We start from the raw sequence: 15259 nt of genomic DNA on the forward strand, positions 1-15259 counted from the left end.
CTGACGCAACTGGAGCCCAAAAAAGACAATAATTCAAACAAGTTCCAAGCATCAGCGCTCGGACATTCCCCTTGCCGAGATTGAGGAATTTTTTATACTCAAAAATCTTATATTTTATTATTTACCAACAAAGGATGTTTGGTGAGATGATTAGGGACAACATGCCATCACCTAATGCTGTATCACCTTTAGGCACCAGACCGTACCTCAAGTCAGTCTTACGAAATGTCATTGTGAATGCGCAGGTTGGTTTGCACCCATGGGAACTCTACCCGGAAAGACCGACACGACTTTGCGTTAATGTCGAAATGTTTGCATGGTTGCACGGCGCAAAAGCCCACGACAAAGACCTTTACATTGATTACGATCCGGTCCGCAATGCCATCATCACATGGCCAGAACGGCCGCATACCCCCCTGCTGGAAACCCTTGCCAGAGAACTGGTTGAGGTTTGTTTTGCTAACCCATTCGTGGATGCGATCCGTATCTCCATCACCAAACTTGATATCTTTAACGAAACAGACGGAGCTGGTATTGAGATTTGTGGTGAACGCTCTGAGCTACTGCCCGCAGGTAATGTAAACAGGAAAAACAATGACCAGTCGCGATCAGAATAACAATGCCCGGGTTGCTCTTGTAACAGGGGGAGCAAAGCGCATCGGAGCTGTTCTTTCGCAGGATCTTGCCCGGAACGGCTGGAAAGTTGCCATTCAGTATAATCACTCCGAACAGGAAGCTCTTGAACTTGTAAACTCTCTGACCTCCATGGGTTACGAGTGCTTTGCTGTTCATGCCGATTTTAATAATCGTGAAGATGTTCAAAAACTTATTCCGGCAGTTGTTGAGCATTATGGTGCCATAGACGTTCTTGTTAACAATGCTTCCAATTTTGAATACGATAATATTGATTCACTTACTTACGATTCATTTGACAAGCATATGGAACCCAACCTCACGGCACCCCTTTTCCTATCAAGGGATTTTGCGCGTGCTCCAGGGAATATTGATGACCGCTGCATCGTAAATATTCTGGATCACAAGGTTAAAAGCCTTAACCCCGATTTTCTTTCCTACACAATCAGCAAAGCAGCACTGCTGTGCGTGACACAGGTCCTGTCCATGGCATTCAAATCCAAGATCCGGGTAAACGCCATTGCCCCCGGCCTGACCTTGAGAAGCGGCAAGCAGACAGACGAAGGCTTTGAGCGTGCCTGGCGTGCCACCCCACTCGGTCGCAGTTCCACCCCGGAAGAAATTTCTGCATGCCTGAGTTTAATTCTGTCGGCCGCATCCATGGTTGGGCAGGTCATCTACCTTGACGGAGGAGAAAGCCTTATCAACCGTGTAAGAGACGTGGCTTTTGATACAACGGTAGTTTGAGTAATAATTTTTAATATATATTGATATTACAAAGCGGGAAGTGGAGCGCATAAATGGAGCTACTGCAATCAATTAAAATACTTAGCGTTCCCCGCTGGGTCAAAGCCTTTATATTTATTCTATTATTTACCGTTGGTATTATTAATACCATTGTGTTTTTCTTTGGCATATTCGAATGGAACGGTGATGAACTGATCAAGGTCAGTATCGAGCTTCTGGGGGTTATTCTTCCAATTATTATTGTTGCCCTTCTGGTATCTCATTCCAGCACTGGCGTGGATGCTCTACGCCGAAAAACAGAAGAGTTTTTCCTGTCAGTTCTACCTGAGACATTGTCTGGCATTCATGAAATCCGTTCAAAATTCTATCAAGCCTCGTCTTCAGTTGAACTCAAAGAACGGACACGCAATCCTTATATTTTCACCAATTTACAAAAAGGCGAATGCTACGCAGATGTCATAACTTATCTGCCTCATGGTAATGACCATCATCTTAAATTGATGATCAGGCTCGAAATAAATGTCAGAAAAATCAATTTCAATCTTATTTTAGATAAAAACATCATTACTAGCCAATACTCACTGAGTCATAACAACTCCTCCCCCAACATTGATGACATATCTGACTTTGTCATCAATAAATTCCATCATACAACAGGGGGGCATAAGCAAAAAACTGTGGATGAAGAAACCGAAGATTATGAAGACGAGGGAGAGAATAAAGAAACAACTTCTCGTCTCGTATATAAAATCAATGATACTCTGCTTGAACGGGTTTATGGCCAAGACCCCTATTTGTGTCTGGTTGCCACATGCTATGTGTCCTCTGAATTTCTCTGGGACCCAAGCGAACAGCTCTTCTTCTCACAGGATCTGCTATTCTTCTTGCGGTCATTTACACAAGAATGCCCTGCCTGTTTTAGCCTGATCCCGAACGCTCATTTAGATGACGAAATAAAAAAGACACTGACAATGTAATTGTGACATTGAAGGGAGCCGGTAAATGCAAAAAAGACAAAACCTGAATGTTTTGATCATCGGCGGCGGACCCGCTGGAATGTCCTGCGCATTATGGCTCAAAAATTATGGCTTAAATCCAGTTATTGTTGAAAAAGACAAAAACCTAGGGGGGCTTCAGGCGAAAAGCCTAGCCTCCAATACATGGCTTTTAGGGTGGCAGTCTGTTCTAGGCAAAGATGTTGCCGCGATTTTTTCCAAACATGTCGCATATGAACGTATTCAGACAATGTTATCCAGCCAGATCATAAGCATCACGAAACTCTCAGAAACCGAATGGCAGGCGACTTTATTGCGTGCAGAAGAAGGGGCCAGACCTAAAAATATTACCCTGATTGTCAGAGCAATTGTTATTGCTACGGGCACTGATTTTGTCGGCCAGAAGTGGATTAAATCGATCCCCGGTGCTGAAAAATGTAAAAATTTAATTCATATGGGACCGGCATCCTATATGAACCCCAACTCTTGGTTTGGTGATCACCCAGTCATTGTAGGGGGCGGCGACAATGCTTTGGAATGCGCTTCCATTTTAAGCCGCAGAGGAAGCCACCCTATTCTTTTAGTTCGCTCAGAACATTTCCGGGCAGATCAGGACAGCCAAGGGAAATTTAAAGACCTCGTTCAGACAGGTTTGGTTGATTTACACATGGAAACAGAAATAACCAATATTTCCATGCAAGATGATGAGAAAATAAAAATAGAAACAAATAACAACCAGACGATTTTATCGGATTCAATTCTCCTGATGCTCGGATATAGTGCCAACTCCTCTGCAACAATAGAATTTTTTGGAAATCCTCGCCCGGTCAGGGATGAGAATAATTATTTTGTAGTCGATGGGAACTGCGAGACAAGCATTCCATCTGTGTATGCCATTGGTGATGTCGCCAATCCCCGCCATCCCTGCACGGCAACGGCCGTTGCTATGGGCACTATGGCCGCAAGACATATTAATAATTGCAGAGGAAAGTAATTTTACTTTTAAGGAAAAATGCGCCTGATTTTTACTAGAAAAATCAATGCTTCAAAAACCTATGGTATCCCGTACGGGAGCTTTTTTACCAAATGCTACAACATATTGATTTTTATGAACAAAAAATCACAAAATCTTGTTTTTTAGTCACTGTGTTACACATATGTAGCACATGTGTTTTTAACTGGCAAAGCTTAAGACTTAAAAATTTTGCATAGGTGCATAAACCCGCTCATCTTTAATTTTCTCATGGATGATGAACCAATAGGACAGGAAACCATTTAATCGCGTCCAAAAATTTTTTGTCAGACGTTTCCCCTTCTGGCTAATGTCATGCACTTCCTGACCAGCGTGGTTGCCTGTTTCTTCATGCGCTCAGGAGGTTCAATTCCCATCCCCTGTAGACGTTCCAGCAAAGCCAGAACAGCAGAGGCATCCTCTGCACTGACAGCAGGTTTCCCATTGGAAGCCACCAGGGCTTTCCCTGCGTTTCTGTCCTGTCTGATTTTTTCCAGAATAGCCACTGTCAGCCATTCTCCGGCTTTCATGCCCTGCTTCTGGCTCTGTGTAATCACAGCTTGCCGGACATCAGCAGAAATTCCCCTGATACCCCATGTTTTTGTCGTGTCTTCCATATGTTTCCTTCCCTGTTGAACAGACCTGTCCAACAAGTATGACAGGTAAACAGGCAAGGAAGACGGGCTATTGCAGGAAATGGCTCAACAGCCAGTTTGACAGGAAATTTGGACACAAAAAAAACCAGATGCGTGAACATCTGGCTTCCATAATCTCAATGGGGTAGTTCCCATAAAGATTACCACTTTTGCGAAGTAAATTTATCATGCAATATTCATCGTATTTTGTCAAAAAAAAATTCATTCCATGTTTTTGTATTTTAGTATTGGCAAATACGGTTTATATTTTACTTGCAAAAATTAACATTTCATGCTTTAATAATTGAAAAAGCCAGATGCGACAAACATCCGGCTTTCACAAATGCGATGGAGAAGAGGCCACCGAGAACAAAAACACACACTCTGTTTTTATGATTTGATTATGTAGTATTTAAATGAATTAGTCAAGTAAAAAAATGTAGTTCTCGGAAAATTTTTCTTCATCATGATTGAAGGAGAAAAATTTTATGAGTTTAGCATTAGAACAAAATCATGATGAGCAGGATTTTTTCACACAGATTGATGAAGCTTACGCGCATTATCACAAAGACAGTCTATTGGGTCGCACCCTTCCTGTTGGCACATATGTTTCCATTCTGGACATGTCCGGTGGAAAACCTGTTCAGACCTCACATAAAGCAGAGTCCTTCAATGCCTTGATGCACGAACATCAGGGAAAGGTGGACCGCTATTTCTCCCAATGTTTTTTCAATGAACCAGATCGCAAGAGTGTTCATTGTGCGTTTATCAGCCATATCTGGGTGGACCTGGATTTCTATAAAAACCCACCATCGAGTGAGTATCGTTCCCTGTTTATCAGGGAAAGGACAGGTATGGGGGCATGGGAGTCCGAAAGGCTTCGCATGTTCTGTGACCAGCATCATATCGTCATGCCGTCCTACATCATTAATTCCGGGAAAGGGGCTTATGCCCTCTGGCAGTTCACAGAAAACCAGCCCGCCACAGAGGATGTCAAACTCAAATTCCGCGAGATGATGGTCAAACTCATTTCCCTGTTTGGGGTCTGGAATGCTGATCCAGCCGTCAAGGATACGTCCCGCGTGCTTCGTATTCCCGGTTCCATTAATTCAAAGGCCCAACTGCCCTGTCGTATTGTCTGGCCGGTGCAGGGCAACTGGTTGCCGGAACAGTATTTTGAACCAGCCGTAAAGCATGGAATAACGTATGATTTCCATGACCTGTATGAAAAACTCACCAGTAAGAAATTTCATCAGGAAGGGATGGAAACCTCAGATATTCTCGATTTCTGCACAGCCCTGAATCTTCCTGACGCCATCAAGGTGGCACAGGATGCAGATCATGCCTCGAACCTGGAACGTAGACGCAAAAAATATCAGAAAGTCAAAAAGCCGAGAAAACCAAGGGTCAAGCGTGATGCCAGTGTCACCTACCTCAAAAGAACCATTGGACACAGGGAATGTGCGGATGTGTCACAGGTCAAAAACGCAAAAGGTTACAGGTCCTGGGAATCCTGGTGCAAAAAGGTTCTGCATGATCTGAAAACCCTGATTCATCTGCGTTGTCATGGACTGAAAGCAAAACCGGGCTTTCGTGATATGCCCCTGTTTCTGGCGGGGTGCATGATTGCCCAACTTCACAAGCCTGCCTACATCATGCGGGAAGTGGAAAAATGGATGGATGGTCATTTTGACGCATGGATGACCCAGAACTGTTATGCCCTTCTCAGCACATTGAAAGCCAATGCCCAGAAAGATTTTGAAAAAGGGGCTAAAAAGCGTGGCTATTCCTACACGACCAGCGACATGATTCAGCTTCTCGCCCTGACCCGTGAGGAAATGGCCCATATGACTGTGCTCATTGACCATGAGGAAAGATTGCTCAGAAAACGCACAAAGAGACAAACAGAAGGGCGTAAGGAAAGACCTACCAGTCAGGGCAAGGCACGTCAGGAATGGCTTGCTGAAAATAATCTGTCAGCGTCCAGACCCTGGGAAGTTTTGAATATTTCCAGAAAAACTTTTTATAAACGAAAAAAACAGGGATTGATTTAATAAAAAACCCCAGTGTTTTCCTAGGATTTAGGGGGTGACAGGTGGGGACGGATAACTATACGATAGTATAGTTATCGGATATGATGAAAAAAAATTGTATACTACCCGCGCGCGAGGTAACTTTTTTCCATACTTTGGAAGTTTTGGATATCCCACTTATCAGGTTTCAGACCAAATCATACCCTTTTTTCTGTTTCATGGAATCTTCGTCTATCGGGTTCGTTCCATATCCCCCGTAAATCTTCAAAATTGACCCGTAGATGCGATTTTTCCCCTTTCAGGGAAGATTATACCCTTTGTTCCTGTTTTGTGTCTGTGTGTGGCTTATTTCGCGTTTTATCTGTTTCACCAGATTCATCTGGAAAATCTGTTTCTGGTTTCAAAGTTCACTACAGATTTTTTTGCTTTGTAGTGAACTTCCGGTTTTCTTCATAAATAAACCGTAGATGCAGATTTTCCCCTCAAAGGGTATAATCCTTCCCTGAAAGTCTGTTTTGTTTCTCTCCATGGCTTATTTCGCATTGGAACAGCATGTCTGATGCTTTCCCATCCGGGTTATTACAGAATGAAAAAATCAGGGACTTTGTAAGGTTCTGGTTTTGTTTTTGACGTGCGACAGGTGTGGACGGATAACTAGGGATTATGAAATCCACCCGACCTTCTTTTTTTTCTTTTTCTTTTGGTTCTTTTCTTTTTCCCTATCACTTTCAGACTAAACAGACCCTTTTTTCTGTTTCGTGGAATCTTCGTCTATCGGGTTCGTTCCATATCCCCCGTAAATAACCAAAATTGACCCGTAGATGCGATTTTTCCCCTTTCAGGGAAGGATTATACCCTTTGTTCCTGTTTCGTGTCTGTGTGTGGCTTAATTCGCATTGGAACAGCATGTCTGATGCTTTCCCATCCGGGTTATTCCAGCAAATCTGTTTGTAGCTGATATCCGGGGTATTTCGTTCATTCCTGATATTTTTGCCATATAGTCGCGCAGATTTCCTGTTGAACCTTGCTGTGTTTTTTTTCTTATCAGTCAACAAAAAACACTGCTGACCATTCCACGCAAAACACAGCATTGAAACAATACAGAAATCTGTTGATTATTTTTTTAAAATTATAACTATTTAACGCAATTACTTCATTTATAATATATTAATATTGCATTTATTATAAATATAGTTTATAAATAACGTATATTTAAGAAGTTATTGAATGGAGTAATACTATGATAAATTACAGCACTGTTTTTTCCCTGTTATCTGAAGGCATCAGAATCCCGGATAATCGTTCCTGTCCCTTGGCAGGGCGTTACCTGCGTTGTTTTTCTGATGAACGTAAGGTGGGGCGTTCCACGGTTTTTTACATTCGTGATTTTGTCATGGTGAACGCACCAAGAACATCTGTTGCGGATAAAGTGGAAGAGACTGGATATGACATTCTGGGGTTATTCCCGAATTTCATAGACGTTCCCGCAAACGTCAAGGATAAGGCTGGTTATAAGCGTAAAGTTCTTGAACAACTTGTTGAACCATATCTTCAGCCTTTCATCACCAAAAAGCGTATGGATTTTGGTTTTGACAGGATGCTGATGCCAGCCCTTGGGCAATTAAGGAACTGTTTCTCTCAGGTTCAGAAGACCATCCTGAAAGACATCTGGGAAGGATTGAAACCCGCAGAAATTTCCATGTTATGGTGGAACAATGATTTTTCCCGTCTCATGACCAGTCTGGACACAGACAAAGCATTGAAAGCCCTGTTGAGACAGATAGAAAAGCCGGAAAAACTGGCTCAGTGTCCTATGTCAGAAAAGAAGAAAATTCCTGCAAAAGCGTATCTGGTCCTGAATGTTGAAACGACTGGCAGGGAAGACCATGACCAGGTAATTCAGATTACGATTACCGACCATAAGGGTAATCTGCTGTATAATCGTTTCTGTCAGCCTTCTGTGTCCATTCAGAAGGAAGCCAGCGACCACCATCACATGACGAAGGATATTTTGACACGCGCTAACATCATGGGGAATCAGGGGATCACGACATGGCAGGAGATTTACCCTGAAGTGGTCAAACATCTGTCTGGCAGGACTGTCTATGCGTTTAATGTGGCGTTTGACGCTCAGATGCTTCTGAACACCTGCAAGGCTTTTAATCTTGATACAGGTTGGATGAAGACGTGCCATTGGATGGATCTGAAACTGTTCATGAACTCAGCTACTAATATTGGTAGGAATTTATCGAGTGAACTGGTTGCGAAGTTCGGGAAAATTATGGATGAACCGGCTCAGATTATTCCCTTTCCGGCTCATCGTTGGCAACAGTTTGCACCAGAAAAAATCACATCAAATATGGAAATTATTCAATGAAATCTTTATAAAAAGTGTTCATTTTCTCTATGCCGGATATCAGCTTTGAAAACACTATATCTTCATCAAAAACATCACTGGTCCAGTCTACTTCAAACTTATTTTTTTTAGAATCTAAATTGGTTTCATTAAACCAATCAAAGAAATGTTTTTCCAATAATTCCTGGCCATCTTCCTTTTTATATTTGTCTGTGTTTATTTTATATACATAAAACCGGATTTGTGGGGTGATATTGTTGCCAATCGATTTGTAATACAGAATAATTTTTGCGGCTCCATTCCAAGATTCTATTTCCCAACGTGGGCCATTCGGCCAAGGCGCTTTACAAGACACTTTCTTTTTAAAGCCGTGTAGAAAAGGAAATATTTTTTCACTTATCTCACTCTCGTATATATTATAAACATTTTTTTTAATTTTCTCTAACTCTTTAATATTCGTAAGATTACTAAAAATAAAATCTTTATTCCTATCTTGCATTTCATATTTCTCCGTTAAACTTGCCAAATGGTTCAAAAATTCTTCAGAAAACATATACCATTTATTTTCTTTTTTAAGAGAAATAGTCAGTAAACGTTTTCTAATTGCAGAAACAAGATTGGGGTAAGATACTCCAATCCAATTTTTCTTTTCAGACTGCCCTCCTGGAGAAAGCAGAACGTAAATAATCTTTTCCTCGTCTTCCATTAAATATTTTTCGGCATATTCAACGTAAGACTTAAAAGGATTAACAGCAGAATGTCTGATTTTATTCTCTACGATAATAGAAAAATCTGCTCCTGAAAGAATCAAATCAATCCGTTTTCCATCTTCGGTCGATACCTCCCTTTGGGGCTTACAAATTAATTCTCTCCCCAAAATATCGCCATTAGGTATGCAGTCCAAAAAACCTTGGAAAAACACATTGCCTAAACCATGGTCGTTTTTGTCATATAAGAAAAATGCCAAAAGGTCAGTTATTGGATTTTCATAATGATCTAACTTCATAAGACTAAATATGTTTAATGGTTTTTTTACTGGAAAATGCGTTTTTGCATCCTCTAAAAAATTTTTACTTGCTTCAATTTCAGACATATAAATTTTCCTATTATTACTTCTAAGAAAAACGCTATGTGCAGGAATGTCGAGGATATCCCTGCACGGATTTCCCAGTTATTTGTGCATCATCTTTCGAATAAGATGTCCTGCCGTTTCCAGAGCTTCATTGCTATTCAAACCACTTGGGGACGAAAGATGAGAAACTACAGCAAATGGTATTTCTCCCGGACGAAGAAAAACAGTCTTCCTATGTCCACCAACCTCAAAGTCATGACGGTCCAGTTCAACCTGTTTCCCAAACACAACCTGCGAAAAATCACCCACATGGGTAATACCAACACCTAAAAACAAACGAGGTTTTTTGGCCTGTAACTGCTTATGCATATTTTCGAAACAGATTGACCGAATGTAATCGGCATAGGCTCTTTTGTCAAGGAAACCCGTTCTGATTTTCGCATCTTCAGACCACGCTTCAAGGGTGCGACATTCCACAGGGAATAAGTTGGTCTGGAAATAGCCTGCTGTTGAACTCTCAAAAATCTTTTTCTGTTCTGCATATGACAATGCATCTTCGACTTTTTGTCCCTCGATAGATGCAATTAATTTGAAAGCATTCCGATTGTAGGTCCAATTACGCCACTGGAGACCTACCGTATAATTTTCAATTTCGGTTTCTGTTCCGTTTTCATTCTCTGACTCACCATATTCAATGCCACACAACCATAGGGAGCGTTTCTCGGGAGAACCAATGTCTCCAGGGCCACCAAACTGGTGGTTTTTCAAAGAAGGAGGAAGAAGGTCTATTGGATTAATGTTAGACATATAATTTACTCCATTAGAGATGGTCGACAATGACGCGAACTCGTCATGTTTGCCAACAGGCTTTAAAGAGCGTTTACGATTGAAAATTTTTCTATTTTTATGAGATTTCTGATGTGCTCTGTAGACCTGCATTTAACAATTGACGCATCAAAATTTTTATGTTTTATAATTAAGATTAATATGGGATGTAGTGCGTGATGAGTGACACTAATATCAATATATCCTGTTCTCCTAAAATTGGTATTTTTTGGCTTATCATAGAAAATGGAGAATCACGTTTTCTAACAGATATGATTTCGGTTGAAGATGGGGAGGAATATGGTGACTCCGTTACATGGAGTGGACACTATGATTTTTGGGAAAAAATCCGAACACAAAAAAAGACACCCTTAGTGTCTCGCGTTCCCCTTTGGTCTGAATATGAAGAATGGCCCCGTGGGCGTGTTATCTTCAACAAAAACCATAATCAGTTTGTCGTATATGCGGATAGAAAAATTTTGACAGACATGGGAAAGAAAGAAATATCTTTGGTCTTCTCTTTGCCTAGTGAGCAAACTGTCTTTAGGCGAGATGGTCATTACGTCAGCATACGCCAAATTACAATCTGATGCATCAGCATACAATTATGTTGGATATTTATTTTTAAAATAGTTATAATAATATATTTGAAATACTGTTTATTATTTACTTATAATTATATTTGACCGTCACATTGATGAAATGTTGACCATTTATTTTATAAGGAGATTTTAACTATGCAATTTCGATTATTAGACAACAAAGGCACATCCAAATGGGAAATCAGTCGTTGGACATACAACCCTGAAAAGAAGCGAGCCATCAAGGAAACCCTTGGCTCTTTCCCCTGCCGTTATTCCATGGTTTCAAGTGCCATTCTGGATAAATGCACCACGCAGGAAAAAGCTGAGGTTCTGGAATGGTGGCGTGTCACCAGTGAAGCCGTAAACAGGGAACGTGTCAGAAGACAGATTACAACCCTTCCTTCCATCTTCCAGGACCTTGGCACCTTACTGGATGTTATTCAGGATAATCCTGAAGACCTCGCAGAAATCAAACAACATGCTTATGCGTTTAAGGATGCTGTCAGCAAGGTTGTTCGTAGGAAGTCACGCCAACAGAAAAAACAGGAAACAGTCAACAGCGTTCCCGCTTGACCATTCCTTATGTTTTTCCCTTCATAGTCAACAGGATTTTATGTTGACTATTGACCTGTTTTTATAAAATCACATCAACACAAAATTATGTTTAAGTTTTTATATATGTAACACATTTTATGTAAAGCACCTGTATTTCACCTGTAAAATACCTTTTTATACCTGTTTATGTTTTCTCATCTTGTTTGCCATCTCCTTTGTTATCTTTTGATTATAGCCAGGCATACCGAGTATCCGCGTTGCTACACTCGGTAATCTGGCAAGGGGGAAAATGCTTTTCCCCCGTTGACCCCCATTTAAGCAGGAGACCCATTTCATGAGTGAAAAAAGAAAACTGAACCATTCCCTTTTAGTCCGTTTGGACGATGACCTGTATGGCAGGATAACAGAACAGGCCAGACAGCAGGATGTGACTGCAAACAGTCTTGTTCGTCGCACGATGGCTGACACATTATCCTACCCATTGCCTCCAAAGCAGACTGTTAAAGCCTTTGCTCCCCCGAAACCGGAATACATCAAGGAACTCTACAGGCTCAGGGAAAGCACGGCTGAACTGTGTGGAGCATTGGTTCAATATGCCATCAAATCACGTCATGAGGGCCATGCCATGGCTCATGCTGAAGCAGAGACCCTTATCCCTGATGTGCGTGATGCTGTGCGTAATCTGGACAGGCTCCGCAAGAAGCTTGAAGGAAAATAATGATTAGCGGGGCTACACGTGGCAAGGGTGGCTCAGGACTATGGCGTCACCTTCTGGACTACAAGCGTCAGAATGATGCTGTCATGGTTGGTGCATCACGTGGGTTGATTGAAACCGGCACGAAAGACCAGATTAAGGAACTGACCAGTATTGGCCGTTATGCCAGCCATTCCAAACCTCTACACCATGTTCATGCAGACCCCGCGAAAGACTGGACATCAGACCAATGGGCTGATTTCTGGCAGGATTACGAAAATGAATTTTCTCTCCAAAAACAGCCCTTCACTGAAGTTGTGCATGTCAAACATGGCAGGGAACATAAGCACAGGGTTTATTCCCTTCTATTACCATCTGGCTCCTGTATCCGAATGGATAACGATTTCATCAGACGTGAGAAGCTGAATCGACTGGCAGAAATACGCACAGGAGAACCTATCCTGTCCGGCAGACATAATGATGCTGTCATCAAGGCTCTGGATGCTGAAGGGAAAACAGCAGAAGCCCAATTACTCAGGGATGCAGGACTGTCAGGAACACGCACCAGAGGGAAACTGAAGCCCCAGGAACGTGCCCAACAGGAACGCACCCATATTGATAAGGCTGGACTGGCTTTAATCGTTCTTAAGGGCTGGAAGGGCTATAACCCGGATGTTCTCAAGGAGCAGTTAAAGGCTCAGGGCTGTTTTCTGGCTATGGGGGATAAGGGGCCGGTTGTCATAGACCAGACGGGCAATGTTCATGCGCTGAACAGGCTGGTCAACATGGCCTCCAAAGCAGAGGGGAAACCTCTGAAAATCACAGCAAAACAGGCTGTGGACTACGTCAGGGGGTATGACCTCCCATTGTATGCAGACATTCAAAAGAAAGGAAAAATTAATGACAGAACACTTCCAGAACTCGGAACAGGACAAGAGAATTTTTTTATACCAGCAGACCTACCAGGAAGCCTGTGGAGCGAACAGGAACACACAGGACATTCTCGACCTCATGAGCAACCAGACGGGAGACAAACCCTCACCCATCGACCAGATACAGCAGTTGCTCGAAACCATCGCACAGCAACAGGTTCAAATCCTGTCAGCACAAAGCCAGATATTAAAAAGATTGTCTGCACTGGAACACTGAACAGACGCATCACCCATGTTGTCAGCCTGTCCCATATTGTTCTGATAACCCCGGATTATATCAGGGATATAAAAACCCGATTGAAACAGGCAAAACAGGAAGACTGGTATTTCTATCGCAGGGCCTATCAGAACCTTAAAGACCAGGAATACTGGCTTGACCAATGGAACAACAGCATCGACAGCAACATTCTGCTTTTGCTTGTTGAACTGTTTCTAAGTCTGTTTTTTGGTGGGTCTGTGACCATCAGAGAGAAGGTTTATCCTGTTGCGATTAATTTTGGATTTCCTGCTCCCATCAGTGATGCGACATGGAACATGATGAGCGATGACCAGCAGGAAGATATCCTGTTTCAGAGCTACCTTTTATACAGGGCTTCCTACAAAAATTATCAGAAATTTTATGAACACCAGGACAGAATTCCTGTCACGTTTGAGTCTTTCCTGAACCTGCATGGAAAAGACGTTCTGACACAGATGATTTCCAAAAATGTGGATTATCTGGAAGACAAAGTTATTGACTGGAAGAACAGGAAGATGGACGCAGAAAATGCGAAAATTCTCCAACAGACCAATGAAGCCATGACATGGATGAAACAGGATAATTCAGACGTTGAAAGTCATGGAAAAATTTTGAAAATATGATGTGAAACGCACAAAAAAAGGAACCCCGAAAGGTTCCCGCATCAAGGCAACATAAAGCCAGGACGGTAGATATTGAAGCTTGTATTTTTCAATCCAGATATTTTTACAAAACCGCCGCTAGAGTTTTTTGAATCATAAGAATAAACTCCGTTACTATTTCCGACGGACACCCGTGTTAAATCTTTCGAATAAATCCATGGCGTAGTTTTATTGGCAGCCAATTGCAAATTGTAATCTGCCCTGGAAGATGTTTTGTTAACAGCATCATTATAGGTGTCCATTGAAACACCAAAATAATTCATAAGCTTTTCAGGTGTTGATAATTCGTTTCCATACTCATCATATATACCGGTTATTGATGTAATATTATTATCGGCCAATGACTGTATGAAATCATCCATCTGACCTGCTTGTCCATGAAATGCGTTTTGTCCGGTGTTAATAATCACATTATTTTCTTGTGAACTGCTTGCGCTACTACTGTCAGCAGATGATGAAGCATCTGCGCTACTACTGTCAGCAGATGAGCCAGAGTTATCGACAGAAGAACTTGAACCATCAGCACTGCTACTGGAAGAGTTTGAATTTGACGAAGACGTAGCAGAACAACCACCACCACTTCCTCCGACAGCTTTACTTATTTGGGTAGCGATGTAACAATATGTATTATCAAGTTTTACACCAGTTAATTGCAGTCCCGTTATTGTAGCTACACCAATCAAAGAGGCTATAAGCCCATATTCTATGGCTGTTGCCCCAATCTCATTTTTTACCCTTGTTAAAATCATGATTTAAAATCCTCCATTGTATATACGTAAATTATTGTAGTATATATTCAGGAATAACTTCAATTATATCGAACTATTTGGAAAAATTCTTCCAGACTTTGAACACAAAAAAAGGAACCCCGAAAGGTTCCCCGTTAAAGCCTTGTGATTGATTCTGTGGATTAACCAGCAGTAGAGGTTTCACCTATAGTAGTACCAATAGTATTAAAGGTAGTTTTCAAGTTTCCACCAACAGTTGAGACAGCACCGATAATTACGACTGAAATTAAGGCAGCAATCAGACCATATTCGATAGCGGTTGCCCCGACTTCATTTTTACGTGATTTAATTAAAGTTTTCATATGAAAATCCTCCAAATATTAATATTGAACACCATACTATTATGATGCCTTAAATATATAATAATAAATACATTTGCTAATATGCAAGAAAATCGAACTTTTTTAAATTATTTTCTTGACATTATCTTTTTTATGTTAAATAATAATTTTATGTTGTAGCGACATAAGTGACCATCAGACCCCCTCCAAAAACGGT

15 protein-coding genes are annotated in these 15259 nt (G+C 41.4%); 10 read left to right on the plus strand and 5 right to left on the minus strand.

Annotated elements, in window-relative coordinates:
• Positions 1 to 146: 146 nt before the first annotated feature.
• From LKE65_RS00775 to LKE65_RS00790, 4 genes are read left to right on the plus strand one after another with little or no spacing between them, the layout of a single operon-like run.
• On the plus strand, positions 147 to 617 hold the full coding sequence (locus tag LKE65_RS00775; protein WP_278740032.1) for a dihydroneopterin aldolase: 471 nt from the start codon (positions 147 to 149) through the stop codon (positions 615 to 617).
• Complete coding sequence (locus LKE65_RS00780) at positions 595 to 1380, plus strand: SDR family oxidoreductase (RefSeq protein ID WP_278740033.1); 786 nt, start codon at positions 595 to 597, stop codon at positions 1378 to 1380. The genes LKE65_RS00775 and LKE65_RS00780 overlap by 23 nt, the downstream gene beginning before the upstream one ends.
• 53 nt (positions 1381 to 1433) lie before the next feature.
• Entirely contained in the window at positions 1434 to 2357 is a 924-nt protein-coding gene (locus tag LKE65_RS00785) for a hypothetical protein (RefSeq protein WP_278740034.1), read from the plus strand.
• Positions 2358 to 2382: 25 nt separating this feature from the next.
• Entirely contained in the window at positions 2383 to 3369 is a 987-nt protein-coding gene (locus tag LKE65_RS00790) for an NAD(P)/FAD-dependent oxidoreductase (RefSeq protein ID WP_278740035.1), read from the plus strand.
• A 305-nt stretch (positions 3370 to 3674) separates the two neighbouring features.
• Here the strand turns inward: LKE65_RS00790 and LKE65_RS00795 are convergent, their stop codons facing one another.
• Entirely contained in the window at positions 3675 to 4004 is a 330-nt protein-coding gene (locus tag LKE65_RS00795; RefSeq protein ID WP_278740036.1) for a hypothetical protein, read from the minus strand.
• Between the two features lie 506 nt (positions 4005 to 4510).
• Here LKE65_RS00795 and LKE65_RS00800 point away from each other — a divergent pair.
• Positions 4511 to 6076 (plus strand): hypothetical protein, encoded by a 1566-nt coding sequence (locus LKE65_RS00800; protein ID WP_278740037.1) that lies wholly within the window; start codon positions 4511 to 4513, stop codon positions 6074 to 6076.
• Between the two features lie 1219 nt (positions 6077 to 7295).
• The gene (locus LKE65_RS00805) at positions 7296 to 8432 is read left to right on the plus strand and encodes a 3'-5' exonuclease (protein WP_278740038.1); all 1137 of its coding nucleotides are present in this window, start codon (positions 7296 to 7298) and stop codon (positions 8430 to 8432) included.
• Here the strand turns inward: LKE65_RS00805 and LKE65_RS00810 are convergent.
• Together LKE65_RS00810 and LKE65_RS00815 are read right to left on the minus strand one after the other, a co-directional pair.
• Positions 8422 to 9504 carry a PD-(D/E)XK nuclease family protein gene (locus LKE65_RS00810; protein WP_278740039.1) on the minus strand — a complete coding sequence of 361 codons (1083 nt, stop codon included), beginning with the start codon at positions 9502 to 9504 and terminating at the stop codon, positions 8422 to 8424. The genes LKE65_RS00805 and LKE65_RS00810 overlap by 11 nt on opposite strands.
• Positions 9505 to 9582: 78 nt before the next feature.
• Positions 9583 to 10290: a hypothetical protein gene (locus tag LKE65_RS00815; protein WP_278740040.1), complete on the minus strand. Its 708-nt coding sequence runs from the start codon at positions 10288 to 10290 to the stop codon at positions 9583 to 9585.
• Positions 10291 to 10487: 197 nt separating this feature from the next.
• Between LKE65_RS00815 and LKE65_RS00820 the strand changes: the two genes are divergently transcribed.
• From LKE65_RS00820 to LKE65_RS00835, 4 genes are all read left to right on the plus strand, one after another.
• Entirely contained in the window at positions 10488 to 10898 is a 411-nt protein-coding gene (locus LKE65_RS00820) for a hypothetical protein (protein ID WP_278740041.1), read from the plus strand.
• 147 nt (positions 10899 to 11045) lie between these two features.
• Positions 11046 to 11465: a hypothetical protein gene (locus tag LKE65_RS00825; RefSeq protein ID WP_278740042.1), complete on the plus strand. Its 420-nt coding sequence runs from the start codon at positions 11046 to 11048 to the stop codon at positions 11463 to 11465.
• Positions 11466 to 11781: 316 nt separating this feature from the next.
• Entirely contained in the window at positions 11782 to 12165 is a 384-nt protein-coding gene (locus tag LKE65_RS00830) for a hypothetical protein (protein ID WP_278740043.1), read from the plus strand.
• On the plus strand, positions 12165 to 13934 hold the full coding sequence (locus LKE65_RS00835; protein ID WP_278740044.1) for a hypothetical protein: 1770 nt from the start codon (positions 12165 to 12167) through the stop codon (positions 13932 to 13934). Before LKE65_RS00830 ends, LKE65_RS00835 begins: the two co-directional genes overlap by 1 nt.
• 41 nt (positions 13935 to 13975) lie before the next feature.
• On the opposite strand, the gene LKE65_RS00840 is transcribed toward LKE65_RS00835, so the two are convergent.
• Both LKE65_RS00840 and LKE65_RS00845 read right to left on the minus strand, forming a co-directional pair.
• Positions 13976 to 14722: a Flp family type IVb pilin gene (locus tag LKE65_RS00840; protein ID WP_278740045.1), complete on the minus strand. Its 747-nt coding sequence runs from the start codon at positions 14720 to 14722 to the stop codon at positions 13976 to 13978.
• Between the two features lie 161 nt (positions 14723 to 14883).
• Positions 14884 to 15063: a Flp family type IVb pilin gene (locus LKE65_RS00845; protein ID WP_278740046.1), complete on the minus strand. Its 180-nt coding sequence runs from the start codon at positions 15061 to 15063 to the stop codon at positions 14884 to 14886.
• Between the last annotated feature and the right edge of the window lie 196 nt (positions 15064 to 15259).

The organism is Acetobacter fabarum (assembly GCF_022483405.1).
Classification (GTDB): Bacteria; Pseudomonadota; Alphaproteobacteria; order Acetobacterales; family Acetobacteraceae; genus Acetobacter; species Acetobacter fabarum.